We start from the raw sequence: 13,245 nt of genomic DNA on the forward strand, positions 1-13,245 counted from the left end.
TAAGCGGTGCGGGGCACGTCGGCGGACGGCGTTACGCGCGGTACGCCGGAGCGGGCACTTACGTCGCCTTCACAAAAACCTCATTGTTTGCTTGCAAGTACGGACCAAGGAATGTAAAGATCACCTCGAACACATGTGCACTGATATGTCCGATGAACGCCATGGGGGGCAGGGCGTCGGGCGGTGCGCAAAGGGGGCGGGGGGTCACCTGTGGACGCGTTAGACACGCGCGCATCAAGGCGTGCAGGACGTGCGAAGAGTTCAGCGCGTCGAAGTCCGGGGGGAAAGCGCAGGCGGGGGCAGGGGCATCGCAGACGGCGGGTGCTGACGACCCCGTCCACCGTCATGTTCGACACCGTGGTGGTCGTCCCGGCGCGCAATGAGGAAGTCGGGGTCCTGATGGCCCTGGACTCGCTGGCGGCCCAGACCTACCGGCCCGATCTCGTCGTGGTCGTGGTCAACAACTCCACCGACCGGACCGAGTCCATCGCCCGGGAGTTCGCGAGCCGCCCGGACGCGCCGTACACGGTCGTGCTCAATCTGCCGGACAACCCGCACAAGAAGGCGGGCGCCCTCAACCACGGCATCCAGTGGCTGAGCCAGGTCGAGGGCGGGCTGACCGCCGCCGCCCGGCATCTGCTGGTCATGGACGCGGACACGAGCCTGCACCACCAGTTCCTCGCCCGCGCGCGCCGCGTCATGCAGTCCGATCCGAAGATCGGCGGCCTCAGTGCCACCTGCCTGGGCCGCACGGACCTCTGGAAGAGCCCCTGGCAGCGGTATCTGACGGGGATGCAGATCATCGAGTACGGGCGCTACGCGCGCAGCCGGTACCGCGGCAGCATCCACAGCATGTCGGGCGCCGGCTCCTTCTACCGCACCGAGGCGCTGCTCAGCGTGGTCCGCTGGCGGGGCGATGTGTTCTGGGAGGACCACGCCAACCTCGTCGAGGACTACGAGACGACGATCGCCCTGAAGGAGGCGGGCTGGAAGGTCACGGCCAACCAGCTCTGCATCGCCTACACCGATCTGATGCCCACCCTGCGCGAGCTGATCCAGCAGCGCGAGCGCTGGGGGCGGGGCACCGTGGACACCCTCCGCCGCCGGGGCTGGACCCGGTACACGTGGTTCTCGATCGTCACGATGGTGCTGGGCTTCGCCGGGTTCCTCTACACCGTCGGCTGGCTCGCCGTCTGGCTGGGCGTGATGGCCCGGCACGGGTTCCTCTTCGACCCGATCTGGTTCTCACTGATCGCGTTCTGGTCAGTGTTCGCGGGACTCAGGGTGCGCCACCTCGGCTGGAAGGCCGTGGTGGTCGAGGTCCTGATGCTCCCGGGGCTGGTGTTCGCCACCGTGCGCAACTACTGGCTGATCACCTCTGTCATCAAGTCCTACTCCACGCGCGTCAGCGCCTGGAAATAGAGAAGGGGAACGAAATGAACTACACCGCCGGCGGCGCCGCGGGCGTCGTGACGGGTGGCGCCACCCTCGCGGCCACCGGGTCCTCGTCCACCTCGCAGCTGATCCTGGCCGCGAGCGTCGCCCTGGTCTGCGGTGGCCTGGCCACCTACGCCGCCTCGATCCGCCGTCGCCGCCTCGACGCCCGCGCCGCCGGGGAGTAACCCGCCGGGGAAGTGACCGTCGAGGAATGAGAGCAGGTGTGTGCGGAGAGCCCGGTGCAAGCGGGCTCTCCGCACACACCGCACGTCTATCACAGCCCCCGGACCGCGCTCCTCCGCTCGTGCACCACCATAAAAGGCCTTATGCGGGTATACATCCGGTGATAATTCACGCGGAGGAACAGGGAATGGGAGGCGTCCTCCGTAGCGTTGCACTCCGTTGACAGGTGGTGGACGCCCTCAAAGGCGCGCTGCCGAGGCGCCCTACAAGGTGGACGGAGGACCCGCACGGTGAGCCAGTACGTAGCCCGGCTCGGCAACCGCCGCGGCCGCACACTCGGCCCGTTCACGGGCGCCCCCCGCAGACGGCTCGGGGGAGCCCGCAGACCCCGCCGCATCGCCATGCTCAGCGTCCACACCTCCCCGCTCCACCAGCCGGGCACCGGCGACGCGGGCGGCATGAACGTCTACATCGTGGAGCTGGCCAAGCGACTCGCCGCGATCAACATCGAGGTCGAGATATTCACCCGCGCCACCACCGGCGCCCTCCCGCCCGCCGTCGAGCTGGCCCCCGGCGTGCTCGTCCGCCACATCGACGCGGGCCCCTACGAAGGCCTCGCCAAGGAGGAGCTGCCCGCCCAGCTCTGTGCCTTCACCCATGGCGTGATGCAGGCCTGGGCGGGCCACCGGCCCGGCTACTACGACCTCGTCCACTCGCACTACTGGCTCTCCGGCCACGTCGGCTGGCTCGCCGCCGAGCGCTGGGGCGTCCCCCTGGTGCACGCCATGCACACCATGGCCAAGGTCAAGAACGCCGCCCTCGCCGAGGGCGACACCCCCGAGCCCGCCGCGCGGGTGATCGGCGAGACCCAGATCGTCCGGGCCGCCGACCGGCTCGTCGCCAACACCGACGGCGAGGCCGAGGAGCTGGTGCGGCACTACGAGGCCGACCCCGCCCAGGTCGCCGTCGTGCACCCCGGCGTGAACCTCGACCGCTTCACCCCCGCCGACGGACGCGCCGCCGCCCGCGCCCGGCTGGGACTGCCCGCCGACGCGCTCGTCCCCCTCTTCGCCGGGCGGATCCAGCCGCTCAAGGCCCCCGACATCCTGCTGCGCGCCGTCGGCCATCTCCTCGACCAGCGTCCCGAGCTGCGCTCGCGCGTCGTCGTCCCCGTCGTCGGCGGCCCCAGCGGCAGCGGTCTCGCCAAGCCCGAGGGCCTGCAGAAGCTCGCCGCCCGGCTCGGCATCGCCGATGTCGTCCGCTTCCGCCCGCCGGTCGGCCAGGAGCAGCTCGCGGACTGGTACCGGGCCGCGTCCGTGCTGGTCATGCCCTCCTACAGCGAGTCCTTCGGCCTGGTGGCCGCCGAGGCCCAGGCCTGCGGCACACCGGTCGTCGCGGCCGCCGTGGGCGGACTGCCGGTGGCGGTGCGGGACGGCGTCAGCGGCTTCCTCGTCGACGGCCACGACCCGGTCGACTACGCCCGGACGCTGAACCGCTTCGCCGACGACGCCACGCTCGCGGACCGGATGGGCGCCGCCGCGGCCACGCACGCGCGGTCCTTCGGCTGGGACACCGCGGCCGCCGCCACGGCCGACGTCTACGCCGCGGCGATCCACGAGCGGCGCCGTCGCCTACGCTCGACGCATGTCTGACGCGAACTCCACCCTCGAGCGGACGCTCAGCGACGCCGACCTCGAATGGGAGAGCCCGAGCGACGGTACGTACGTCGTGAAGCTCCCCGGCACCCGCAAGCTGTCGACGACCGTCTCGCTGATCGTCGGCAAGCACTCCCTCTCGGTCAACGCCTTCGTCGTGCGCCGCCCCGACGAGAACCACGAGGCGGTGCACCGCTGGCTGCTGGAGCGGAACACCCGCCTGTACGGGCTGAGTTACGCGATCGACCATCTCGGCGACATCTATCTCGTCGGCCGGCTGCCGCTGGCCGCCGTGACCCCCGAGGAGATCGACCGGATCCTCGGCACGGTGCTGGAGAACGCCGACGGCAGCTTCAACACGCTGCTGGAGATGGGCTTCGCGAGCGCGATCCGCAAGGAGTACGCGTGGCGCACCTCGCGGGGCGAGTCGACGCGCAACCTGGACGCGTTCGCGAACCTGACGCGCGAGGAGTCGGGAAGTCCGAGCCCGTCCGGCGACTGAGGGCCGGGGTCCGGGGCGGACCCCGGCCTGACGTCCGGTCAGGCGGCTGCCGTGGGTTCGACGTCCGGCGTCGTCGCCGGGGACGCGCCCGCCGTCTCCACCCGCTCCGCCGCCGGCAGGTTCCGCATGAGCAGCCAGTACCCCGCCGCAGCGACCGTGCCGATCACCGCGCACCCGGCCCACAGCGTGTCCGCCCCGTAGCGGTCGATCACCGCGCCGCCCGCCAGCGGGGCGACCAGGGCCGCCGCCGACCACGACAGGGTGTAGACGCCCTGGTAGCGGCCGCGGCCGTGGGTGGGGGAGAGGCGGACGACGAGGCCCATCTGGGTGGGGGAATTGATGATCTCCGCCAGGGTCCAGACGCAGACCGTCAGCATGTAGACGGCGATCGACCCGGCGAAGGCGGTGAGCCCGAAGCCGTAGCCGGCCAGCAGCGCGGAGATCACCAGCAGTCGCTGCGGGTCGCGGTGCTCGATGAAGCGGGTCACGGGGATCTGCAGGGCCACGATCAGTACGCCGTTGACGGCGATGGCCATGCCGAAGTCACTGCTGGAGAAGCCGTCCGCGCCCATGGCCACCGGCAGGGACACCGAACTCTGCATGAAGAGCAGGGCGATCAGGAAGGACAGCCCGACGACGCCCATGAAGCGCCGGTCGCGCAGTACCGTCCCCATGCCGATTTCGGCCTCGGCCGCGTCGGCCGCGCCCGGCGCCACCGTGGGCCGGGACTCGGGGATCTTGCGGAAGACGAGGATCGCGCACGCCAGCGTCATGGCCGCTTCGCCGAGGAAGCCGATCAGATAGCTGTGCTCGGCGATGAGCCCGGCGGCGAGCGAGGAGAAGGCGAAGCCGAGGTTGATGGCCCAGTAGTTGAGCGCGAACGCCCGCACCCGGTCCTCGGGCGCCACGATGTCCGCCATCATCGCCTGCACCGCGGGCCGGGAGGCGTTGCTCGCCATGCCGACCACGAAGGCGACGCCCGCGATGGCCACCGGGTGCTGCATGAAGCCGAGCACCGCCACCGAGGCGGCGGTCGAGGTCTGTGCGATGAGGAGCGTGGGCCGGCGGCCGAGCCGGTCGGTCATCACGCCCGCCCCGATCGAGGAGACCACCCCGCCGAGCCCGTGCAGGGCGGCGACGAGACCGGCGTACGAGGCCGAGTAGCCGCGTTCGAGGGTCAGATAGAGGGCCAGGAAGGTCGCGACGAACGCGCCGAGCCGATTGACGAGGGTGGACGTCCACAGCCACCAGAACTCCCGGGGCAGCCCCGAGACGCTCTCTCTCGCCGCCCGCCTCATGCTCGCTACCGACATCCCCGCTACCCCCGATGTGTAAGTGTCTCAATCCGTCATCGCAACTTACACATGGTTGGCGTGTCCGCGCCATTGAATTGACGATCAACGTCAACCGTCCACCGCCTCGGGGGCGTCCGCGCGGCCAGGCGCGGCGGGGGTTCGGCCGGTCCCGGGCGTCGATTACGCTCTTGGGCATGGCCGACGCACCGTACAAGCTGATCCTCCTCCGCCACGGCGAGAGCGACTGGAACGCGAAGAACCTGTTCACCGGCTGGGTGGACGTGAACCTGACGGAGAAGGGCGAGAAGGAGGCAGTCCGCGGCGGTGAGCTGCTGAAGGACGCCGGCCTGCTCCCCGACGTACTGCACACCTCGCTCCAGAAGCGCGCCATCCGCACGGCGCAGCTCGCGCTGGAGTCCGCGGACCGCCACTGGATCCCGGTCCACCGCTCCTGGCGGCTGAACGAGCGTCACTACGGCGCTCTGCAGGGCAAGGACAAGGCGCAGACCCTCGCCGAGTTCGGCGAGGAGCAGTTCATGCTCTGGCGCCGTTCGTACGACACCCCGCCGCCGGTCCTCGAGGACGGCACGGAGTTCTCGCAGAGCGAGGACCCGCGCTACGCGACGATCCCGAGCGAGCTGCGTCCGCGCACCGAGTGCCTCAAGGACGTCGTCGAGCGGATGCTGCCGTACTGGTACGACGGCATCGTCCCGGACCTGCTGGCCGGCCGCACCGTCCTGGTCGCCGCCCACGGCAACAGCCTGCGCGGACTGGTCAAGCACCTCGACGGCATCTCCGACGCGGACATCACGGGCCTGAACATCCCGACCGGCATCCCGCTCTTCTACGAGCTCGACGCCGACTTCAACCCGGTCAAGCCCGGTGGCACCTACCTCGACCCGGAGGCCGCCAAGGCCGCCATCGAGGCCGTGAAGAACCAGGGCAAGAAGAAGTAACCCGCCCCTCGCGCGCACCACCAAGCCCCCTGCCTGCGGTTTTACCGCGGAAAGGGGGCTTTGTGCTGCCCCGGGAGGGCCTGCCGTCACCATGGATCGGTCACCGAATGGAGTAGTGCGAATACGCTCCGGATGCGAGGAACGGATGTGCGGGTGAGCCTCGAAGCAAGGAGGTAACACCATGCACTCAATCCGCTCCGTCATATGCGGCGCAGCCACCGTAGTCGCCGTCTGCGGCGTCTCCGCAGTCCCCGCCTACGCCGTCGACAGCCCCGTCACGGCCCCCGTCGTGGCCACCGGCGAGAACAGCCCCGCCACCGACCACGACGACGACCACGACGAGCATGGCAAGCATCACGACGGCCGTGACGACTGCGACCACGACGGCCGCCACGACCACGACGGGCGCAAGGACCACGATGGTCGCAAGGACCACGACGGTCACAAGAAGGATCACGACGGCTACAAGAAGGACCACGACAAGAAGGACCACGACGGCCGTGGTGACCACGATGGTCGCAAGGACCACGACGGTCACAAGAAGGACCACGACAAGAAGGACCACGACGGCCGTGGTGACCACGACGACGACTGGCGCGACGACGACTGGCGTGACGACCACGACGGCCGCGGCGACCACGACGGGCGTCACGACGGTCACAAGAAGGACCACGACGGGCGTCACGACCACGACGGCCGCCACGACCACGACGGTCGCGACGACCACGAGGGCCGCCACGACCACGACGGTCACAAGAAGGACCACGGCCGTCACGACCACGACGGGCGTCACGACGGCCACAAGAAGGACCACGACGGCCGTCACGACGGGCACGGCAAGCCGCACGCTCCCGCGCACGCGGGCGGTGGCGCCACCGCGCAGCTGGCCTCGTCCTCGACGGAGTCCTCGTCCGACGTCCCGATCATTCTCCTCGCCGCCGGTGCCACGGCCGGCCTGGCCGGTGGAATGTTCTGGTACCGCCGCCGCACCGTGAAGCAGTGACGGGAAGAGAACGGGCGTCATGTCAGAACAGCGCAGAGGTGGCCTCGGCCGTCTGCTGACAGGGGTGGCCTGGGTGGCGTTGCTGCTCGCCCTGTGCCTGTGCGGCAGCGACACCATCGAGGAGCCGGCAGCCAAGGCTCCGAAGAAGGGCGTCGCCGCGGGTCGCCCCCCTGCGCACGGCCTGCCCCCGGCACATGAACCACTGCCGGGGGCAGGCCCCAAGGAACTGGTCATCAAGAACCGGGGCCTGAAGGCCCCGATCGAGGGCCACGGGCTCGACCAGGCGGGCGGCGTCGAACCGCCCCCGTACGAGCGGCCCAACGCCGTCGCCTGGTACATGGACGGCCCGCAGCCCGGCAGCGCCGGCGCCGCCGTCCTCGTGGGACACGTGGACACCCCGCAGACCCGGGCCGTGTTCTTCGACCTCAGCACCCTCAAGCGGGGTGAGACGGTGCAGGTCTCCCGCACGGACGGTTCGACCGCCGAGTTCACCGTCGAGGACGTCGCCGTCGTCGAGAACGACCGCTTCGACGCCGCGAAGGTCTACGAGCCCCGCGAGAAGGACCGCGCCGAGCTCCGCCTGATCACCTGCGGCGGCACCTACGACCGCGAGAAGCGCACGTACACCGCCAACGTCGTCGTCTCCGCCTATCTGACCGGCAAGGCGACGTAAGCATCCCCACCCGTGAAAGGGCCCCCGACCGGTGACCGGTCGGGGGCCCTTCCCGTGAGTGACGCGCGTGTGTGAATCAGCCGCGGTGAATCAGCCGCAACCGCCGCCGCACTGGCACGATCCGCCGCTTTGGCAACCGCACGAGCATCCGGGCCCGCACTGACAACCGCTCAGCGCGGGCGCGGACGCGCGGTCGGCGAGGTTCGCAGGAGAGGACTCAAATGCATCTGCCACGCGGTACCTCCTCGAAGGTTGGTCTACCTGCCACCAGTCAAGGACCGGGCGCACCGGCCGTCAATGCCGGGGCGCACAGGTGTACGGGCGCATCGAGGGCGCGCGGAAGCACGCACGGCCGCACGCGCCGGGGCCTACGCGCCCTCGCCCGGCCCGGACTGCGCGTTGGCCTGGGTCAGCTCGTCGGCGTGCTCACCGGTCACCAGATAGACCACGCGCTTGGCGACGGACACGGCGTGGTCCGCGAAGCGCTCGTAGTAGCGGCCCAGCAGGGTCACGTCGACGGCCGTCTCGATGCCGTGCTTCCAGCGGTCGTCCATCAGGTGCTGGAAGAGGGCGCGGTGCAGCAGGTCCATCGCGTCGTCGTCGTGCTCCAGCTGGAGCGCCAGGTCGACGTCCTTGGTGATGATCACCTCGGCCGCCTTGGCCATCAGCCGCTGTGCCAGCTGGCCCATCTCCAGGACCGTGGAGTGCAGGTCGCGCGGGACCGCCGTCTCCGGGAAACGCAGCCGGGCCAGCTTCGCCACGTGCTGGGCGAGATCGCCCGAGCGCTCCAGGTCCGCGCTCATGCGCAGGGAGGTGACGACGATCCGCAGATCGGTGGCGACCGGCTGCTGACGGGCGAGCAGGGCGATGGCCCGCGCCTCCAGGTCCCGCTGGAGGTCGTCCACCTTGGCGTCCGCCGCGATGACGGACTCCGCGAGCTTGAGGTCCGCGTCCAGGATCGCCGTGGTGGCGCGCCCGACCGCGGAGCCGACAAGCCGGGCCATCTCGACGAGTCCTTCGCCGATCGAATCCAGCTCCTCGTGGTACGCGTCCCGCATTGCCTGACCTTCTCTCACTCCGAGTAACGCTGGCCGGGGGGATTCTCCGCCCGCCCACGGTCCCACGTTCGGGCCGGAACGCGACGGCGAACGGCCTCCGGAGTGAACCGGCACCGACATGAAGGTGAACTCTCGGCAACGTGTGTTCGAGGCGCCCCCCATTTGGCTGTGGAGCGGCCGGGGGACGCGCATAACCTTGACTCATGAACGTGGACGCGGCCGTCGCCGCAGCGGCAGCCATCGCCGGGGTCTGTACCGGCGTGATCGCCATGCTGGCGTTCCGCTGGAGCGAGCGCGACCAGGCCCGCCCGAGCCGCAGCTCCCTGCACACCGACGCCGTGCTCCCACCCGGTGTGGACACCGTGCTGTCGGTGCTGCGGTCCTCCGCCGTCGTCCTCGACGAGGGCGACGCCGTCGTCAAGGCCAGCTCCGCCGCGTACGCCCTCGGGCTGGTCCGGGGCGGCAAGCTCGCCGTCGAACCCATGCTCCAGATGGCCCGCGACACCCGCCGCGACGGCGAGATACGCCAGGTCGAGCTCGATCTGCCGCGGCGGGGCACCGGCCGCGGCGACGCCCTCGCGGTCTCCGCCCGGGTGGCGCCGCTCGGCTCCCGGCTGGTGCTGCTCCTGGTGGAGGACCTCACCGAGGCCCGCCGCATCGAGGCCGTGCGCCGTGACTTCGTCGCCAACGTCAGCCATGAGCTCAAGACCCCGGTCGGCGCGCTCTCCCTGCTCTCCGAGGCCGTCATGGACGCCTCCGAGGACCCCGAGGCCGTCACCCGCTTCGCGGGCCGCATGCAGATCGAGGCGACCCGGCTCACCAACCTCGTCCAGGAGCTCATCGATCTCTCCCGGGTGCAGAACGACGACCCGCTGGAGGACTCCGAGCCCGTCCGGGTCGACGAACTGGTCGCCGAGGCGATCGACCGCTGCCGCCACCAGGCCGGCACGAAGCAGATCACGATGGCCGCGGGCGGCACCGCCGACCTGCACGTCTGGGGAAACCGCGGCCAGCTCGCCGCGGCCCTCGGCAACCTCGTGGAGAACGCCGTCAACTACAGCCCGGCCCGCACCCGTGTCGGCATCGCCGCCCGCCACATCACCGCCCCCGGCGGCGACCTCATCGAGATCGCCGTCACCGACCAGGGCATCGGCATCTCCGAGAAGGACCGCGAGCGGGTCTTCGAACGCTTCTACCGCGTCGACCCCGCGCGCTCCCGCGCCACCGGCGGTACGGGCCTGGGCCTCGCGATCGTCAAGCACGTGGCCGCGTCGCACGGCGGCGAGGTCACGGTCTGGAGCGCCGAGGGCCAGGGCTCGACGTTCACCCTGCGGCTCCCCGAGGCGGGCGCGGTCCGCGACCGCGACCGGGGGCGCACACTGATCGAGCGCACCGGCGGCACGGCAGCGCCCGACGACGTCCGCGCCGAGGACTCCTACACCGACGACCGCCTCACCACCCCGGAGGTCCTTCCGTGACCCCCACCAGCCCCTGCCACTCCGCCCCGAGCGACCCAGAGACCCGACCGGAGGTCCATCCGTGACCCGTGTGCTCGTCGTCGAGGACGAAGAATCGTTCAGCGACGCGTTGTCCTACATGCTCCGCAAGGAAGGCTTCGAGGTGGCCATCGCCGCCACCGGGCCCGACGGGCTGGACGAGTTCGAGCGCAATGGCGCCGACCTGGTCCTGCTCGACCTGATGCTGCCGGGCCTGCCCGGCACGGAGGTCTGCCGGCAGCTGCGGGGGCGCTCCAACGTGCCCGTCATCATGGTGACGGCCAAGGACAGCGAGATCGACAAGGTCGTCGGTCTGGAAATAGGAGCCGACGACTACGTCACCAAGCCCTTCTCCTCGCGCGAGCTGGTGGCCCGCATCCGGGCCGTGCTGCGGCGCCGGGGCGAGCCGGAGGAGGTCACCCCGGCGGCGCTGGAGGCCGGACCGGTCCGGATGGACGTCGACCGGCACGTCGTCACCGTCTCCGGCGGCAAGGTCGACCTGCCGCTGAAGGAGTTCGACCTCCTGGAGATGCTGCTGCGCAACGCGGGCCGGGTCCTGACCCGTATGCAGCTCATCGACCGCGTCTGGGGCGCGGACTACGTCGGCGACACCAAGACGCTCGACGTCCACGTCAAGCGCCTGCGCGCCAAGATCGAACCGGACCCGGGCGCTCCGCGCTACCTGGTGACGGTCCGGGGGCTCGGCTACAAGTTCGAGCCGTAGGCCCGTCGGGCGGATCATCACGGCCATGCGTCGGCCCCTGCGGGCCGTGGCGTGTGCACCTCCGCTGCGCGGCGGTGTCCTCAATCGCCGGACGGGCTTGATTGGGCTGAGCTCAGCCATAACCAGCCTGTCCGGCGTTTGAGGACGCGCCCGCGGGGCGCTCGCCGTCGCAGGCGGCACGGACCGGCGGCCCGAGGCCGCCCGCAGGGCGCTCGCATATGCCGAGGGGCCCGGAAGCTTCCGCTTCCGGGCCCCTCGGCGTATGTCACACGTCTCAGTGACCCGGGCCGTGCTGCTGCTGGCCGTCGGGGCGCGTCGGCTGGCCCGCGGGCGGGGTGTTGCCGCCGGACTGCCGGCCGGCGTCCGTGCCGGGCGTGCCCGGCGTACCGGACGGCGTACCGCTCGGGGTGCCGCTGGGCTTCCCCGGCGCCGGCTTGCCGGGCTTCGCCGGGGCGGGCTCGGCGGGGCCCCACTCCTTGAAGTAGCTCTTCGCCGGGAAGACGAACGCGGAGACCTTCACGTCACCGGTGGAGCTGAAGTCGAACGTGAGCGGCTGCGAGTCGCCGTCCTTCAGCGCCTCGCGGCCGTTCGGCAGAACGGCGGAGGGGTTGCCCTGGCCGCCGAGCGTCACGGAGCCGCCGGCCGGGATGACGAGCGGGCCCGTGCCCTTGGCCGGGGAGAGCTTCACGGTCGCGCCCTTGCCGGGCAGCGAGATCGCGGTCAGCGTCTGGTCCTTGCGGCCGTTGTTGAAGACCTTGCCGGTGATGACGGCGGGGCCGGTGGCCTCCTGCTTCGGCTGGGTGATGACGTTGATGTTCTGAAGCTTGATGTCACCCACCGAGGTGGCGGCGTTGTCCGGCTTCACCTCGAGCGTCTGGGCATCGTTGCCCGCCGCGCAGGCGGAGAGCGAGGCGATCGAGAGCACGAGGGCGGTAGCGGCGAGAGCGCCGCGTCGAAGGCTGCTGCTCACGGCGGCGGCATCTCCTTGGACGAAGTAAAGGATGTGTCAGCGGGCCTTAGGTTACCGAGCCGTCGGAGAGCCTCCGCACCCGACCCGCCCCCATGGTCAACTCGGTGCCACTCGGCTGGTCCACTCGACCGGGCCAACGGGCCCTGTTACTCGTCGTTACTCGCCGTCACTCACCCGGTCGCCGTAGTCGATCACACACTCTCTGTGCGACCGGCCGAATATCGCCCGTGTGCGCGTCCGGAACCGGCTTCGGAGCGGTACGGAGGATTATCGGTTAAGGAATGCGAGGGGTCGCGGAAGGCGTTCCCCAATTGATCAAGTTCCAAGTGATCAATTCGGGATTACGCGCACGGAAGGTGGGTGCACCCCGAACGGAGTAGGGGAAGTCCGCCGACCGGACCCCGGCAAACCGGGACGTTCAGTCGCTCGCGGGGCCTGTCGGACGGGTGTAACGTGCCCGTTTCACCCCGCCCGGACAACCGCTCCGACCTGCGAATACCCGCTTCCGGAAGCCTCCCGCAGCACGTTCCGGTTGCTGTTGTCAAGCCCCGAGATATGCCCTGACCTGCGAAAACGCCATTCAGAACGCCCTCTTCTCGTGTTAGACTGGATAGTCACGGAAGGGGTACCTGTCACATGACGTTCAAGGTTGGCGACACCGTGGTCTATCCCCATCACGGGGCCGCGCTGATCGAGGCCATCGAAACTCGCCAGATCAAAGGCGTGGACAAGACCTACTTGGTGCTGAAGGTTGCCCAGGGTGACCTGACGGTTCGCGTGCCAGCGGACAATGCGGAGTTCGTCGGCGTGCGCGATGTGGTCGGCCAGGACGGGCTGGACCGGGTCTTCGAGGTGCTCCGCGCACCGTATGCGGAAGAGCCGACGAACTGGTCCCGTCGCTACAAGGCAAATCTCGAGAAGCTCGCGTCGGGTGACGTGATCAAGGTCGCCGAGGTTGTGCGCGACCTGTGGCGTCGCGAGCGCGAGCGCGGGCTCTCCGCCGGAGAGAAGCGCATGCTCGCCAAGGCGCGGCAGATCCTGGTGAGCGAGCTCGCCCTCGCGGAGAACACCAACGAAGACAAGGCCGAGGCCCTGCTCGACGAGGTTCTCGCGTCCTGACGTAGTGCGGGATCCGCGCGCTGGATCCACAGCAGGTGCTGGACGTAAAGAAGTGCCGCGGTGCCCGCGTGATGGCGAAAGTCATCCGCCGGGCGCTGCGGCATCTCTGCTCCGGCGGCGTTTTTACGACGCCGAGGTCGTTCGCGCCGTACGTTCACGCCGTACTTGGTGTGC

The 13,245-nt window shown here is 70.1% G+C and carries 13 protein-coding genes; 10 read left to right on the forward strand and 3 right to left on the reverse strand.

Annotated elements, in window-relative coordinates; all coding sequences use genetic code 11:
- The first annotated feature begins 321 nt into the window (after positions 1-321).
- The 4 genes from AB8O64_RS21085 (at position 322) to AB8O64_RS21100 (ending at position 3,777) form a co-directional block, all read left to right on the forward strand.
- Complete coding sequence (locus AB8O64_RS21085) at positions 322-1,422, forward strand: glycosyltransferase family 2 protein (protein ID WP_370420659.1); 1,101 nt, start codon at positions 322-324, stop codon at positions 1,420-1,422.
- 14 nt (positions 1,423-1,436) lie between these two features.
- Positions 1,437-1,622, forward strand: a complete 186-nt coding sequence (locus AB8O64_RS21090; RefSeq protein WP_130879298.1) for a hypothetical protein — start codon at positions 1,437-1,439, stop codon at positions 1,620-1,622.
- 288 nt (positions 1,623-1,910) lie between these two features.
- A complete protein-coding gene (mshA, locus tag AB8O64_RS21095; RefSeq protein WP_370420661.1) occupies positions 1,911-3,272 on the forward strand; it encodes a D-inositol-3-phosphate glycosyltransferase in 1,362 nt (453 codons plus the stop codon).
- Complete coding sequence (locus AB8O64_RS21100) at positions 3,265-3,777, forward strand: YbjN domain-containing protein (RefSeq protein ID WP_370420662.1); 513 nt, start codon at positions 3,265-3,267, stop codon at positions 3,775-3,777. The genes mshA and AB8O64_RS21100 overlap by 8 nt, the downstream gene beginning before the upstream one ends.
- A 38-nt stretch (positions 3,778-3,815) precedes the next feature.
- On the opposite strand, the gene AB8O64_RS21105 is transcribed toward AB8O64_RS21100, so the two are convergent.
- Positions 3,816-5,090, reverse strand: a complete 1,275-nt coding sequence (locus AB8O64_RS21105; protein WP_370420664.1) for an MDR family MFS transporter — start codon at positions 5,088-5,090, stop codon at positions 3,816-3,818.
- A 176-nt stretch (positions 5,091-5,266) separates the two neighbouring features.
- On the opposite strand from AB8O64_RS21105, the gene AB8O64_RS21110 reads away from it, so the two are divergent.
- From AB8O64_RS21110 to AB8O64_RS21120, 3 genes are all read left to right on the forward strand, one after another.
- Entirely contained in the window at positions 5,267-6,028 is a 762-nt protein-coding gene (locus tag AB8O64_RS21110; RefSeq protein ID WP_130879307.1) for a phosphoglyceromutase, read from the forward strand.
- A 181-nt stretch (positions 6,029-6,209) separates the two neighbouring features.
- Entirely contained in the window at positions 6,210-7,031 is an 822-nt protein-coding gene (locus AB8O64_RS21115) for a hypothetical protein (RefSeq protein ID WP_370420665.1), read from the forward strand.
- 19 nt (positions 7,032-7,050) lie between these two features.
- Positions 7,051-7,704, forward strand: coding sequence for a class F sortase (locus AB8O64_RS21120; protein WP_356449607.1), 654 nt, complete (start codon positions 7,051-7,053; stop codon positions 7,702-7,704).
- 368 nt (positions 7,705-8,072) lie between these two features.
- Here the strand turns inward: AB8O64_RS21120 and phoU are convergent, their stop codons facing one another.
- Positions 8,073-8,762 (reverse strand): phosphate signaling complex protein PhoU, encoded by a 690-nt coding sequence (phoU, locus tag AB8O64_RS21125; protein WP_370420667.1) that lies wholly within the window; start codon positions 8,760-8,762, stop codon positions 8,073-8,075.
- 203 nt (positions 8,763-8,965) lie between these two features.
- Between phoU and AB8O64_RS21130 the strand changes: the two genes are divergently transcribed.
- A complete protein-coding gene (locus tag AB8O64_RS21130) occupies positions 8,966-10,240 on the forward strand; it encodes a sensor histidine kinase (RefSeq protein WP_370420668.1) in 1,275 nt (424 codons plus the stop codon).
- 61 nt (positions 10,241-10,301) lie between these two features.
- On the forward strand, positions 10,302-10,982 hold the full coding sequence (locus AB8O64_RS21135; protein ID WP_030009598.1) for a response regulator transcription factor: 681 nt from the start codon (positions 10,302-10,304) through the stop codon (positions 10,980-10,982).
- Between the two features lie 274 nt (positions 10,983-11,256).
- Here AB8O64_RS21135 and AB8O64_RS21140 read toward each other — a convergent pair whose 3' ends face one another.
- Positions 11,257-11,952, reverse strand: a complete 696-nt coding sequence (locus AB8O64_RS21140) for a DUF461 domain-containing protein (RefSeq protein WP_370420669.1) — start codon at positions 11,950-11,952, stop codon at positions 11,257-11,259.
- A 636-nt stretch (positions 11,953-12,588) separates the two neighbouring features.
- Here AB8O64_RS21140 and AB8O64_RS21145 point away from each other — a divergent pair.
- Positions 12,589-13,071 (forward strand): CarD family transcriptional regulator, encoded by a 483-nt coding sequence (locus AB8O64_RS21145; protein ID WP_003953493.1) that lies wholly within the window; start codon positions 12,589-12,591, stop codon positions 13,069-13,071.
- The last annotated feature ends 174 nt before the right edge of the window (positions 13,072-13,245 follow it).

The sequence above is a fragment of the Streptomyces sp. QH1-20 genome, assembly GCF_041283565.1.
In the GTDB taxonomy this organism is placed as follows: domain Bacteria; phylum Actinomycetota; class Actinomycetes; order Streptomycetales; family Streptomycetaceae; genus Streptomyces; species Streptomyces syringius.

Coding starts and splice junctions, on each gene's coding strand:
- AB8O64_RS21090 (WP_130879298.1), top strand. CDS start 1,437: ATGAACTACACCGCCGGCGGCGCCGCGGGCGTCGTGACGGGTGGCGCC.
- AB8O64_RS21100 (WP_370420662.1), top strand. CDS start 3,265: ATGTCTGACGCGAACTCCACCCTCGAGCGGACGCTCAGCGACGCCGAC.
- AB8O64_RS21105 (WP_370420664.1), bottom strand. CDS start 5,090: ATGTCGGTAGCGAGCATGAGGCGGGCGGCGAGAGAGAGCGTCTCGGGG.
- AB8O64_RS21110 (WP_130879307.1), top strand. CDS start 5,267: ATGGCCGACGCACCGTACAAGCTGATCCTCCTCCGCCACGGCGAGAGC.
- AB8O64_RS21115 (WP_370420665.1), top strand. CDS start 6,210: ATGCACTCAATCCGCTCCGTCATATGCGGCGCAGCCACCGTAGTCGCC.
- AB8O64_RS21120 (WP_356449607.1), top strand. CDS start 7,051: ATGTCAGAACAGCGCAGAGGTGGCCTCGGCCGTCTGCTGACAGGGGTG.
- phoU (WP_370420667.1), bottom strand. CDS start 8,762: ATGCGGGACGCGTACCACGAGGAGCTGGATTCGATCGGCGAAGGACTC.
- AB8O64_RS21130 (WP_370420668.1), top strand. CDS start 8,966: ATGAACGTGGACGCGGCCGTCGCCGCAGCGGCAGCCATCGCCGGGGTC.
- AB8O64_RS21145 (WP_003953493.1), top strand. CDS start 12,589: ATGACGTTCAAGGTTGGCGACACCGTGGTCTATCCCCATCACGGGGCC.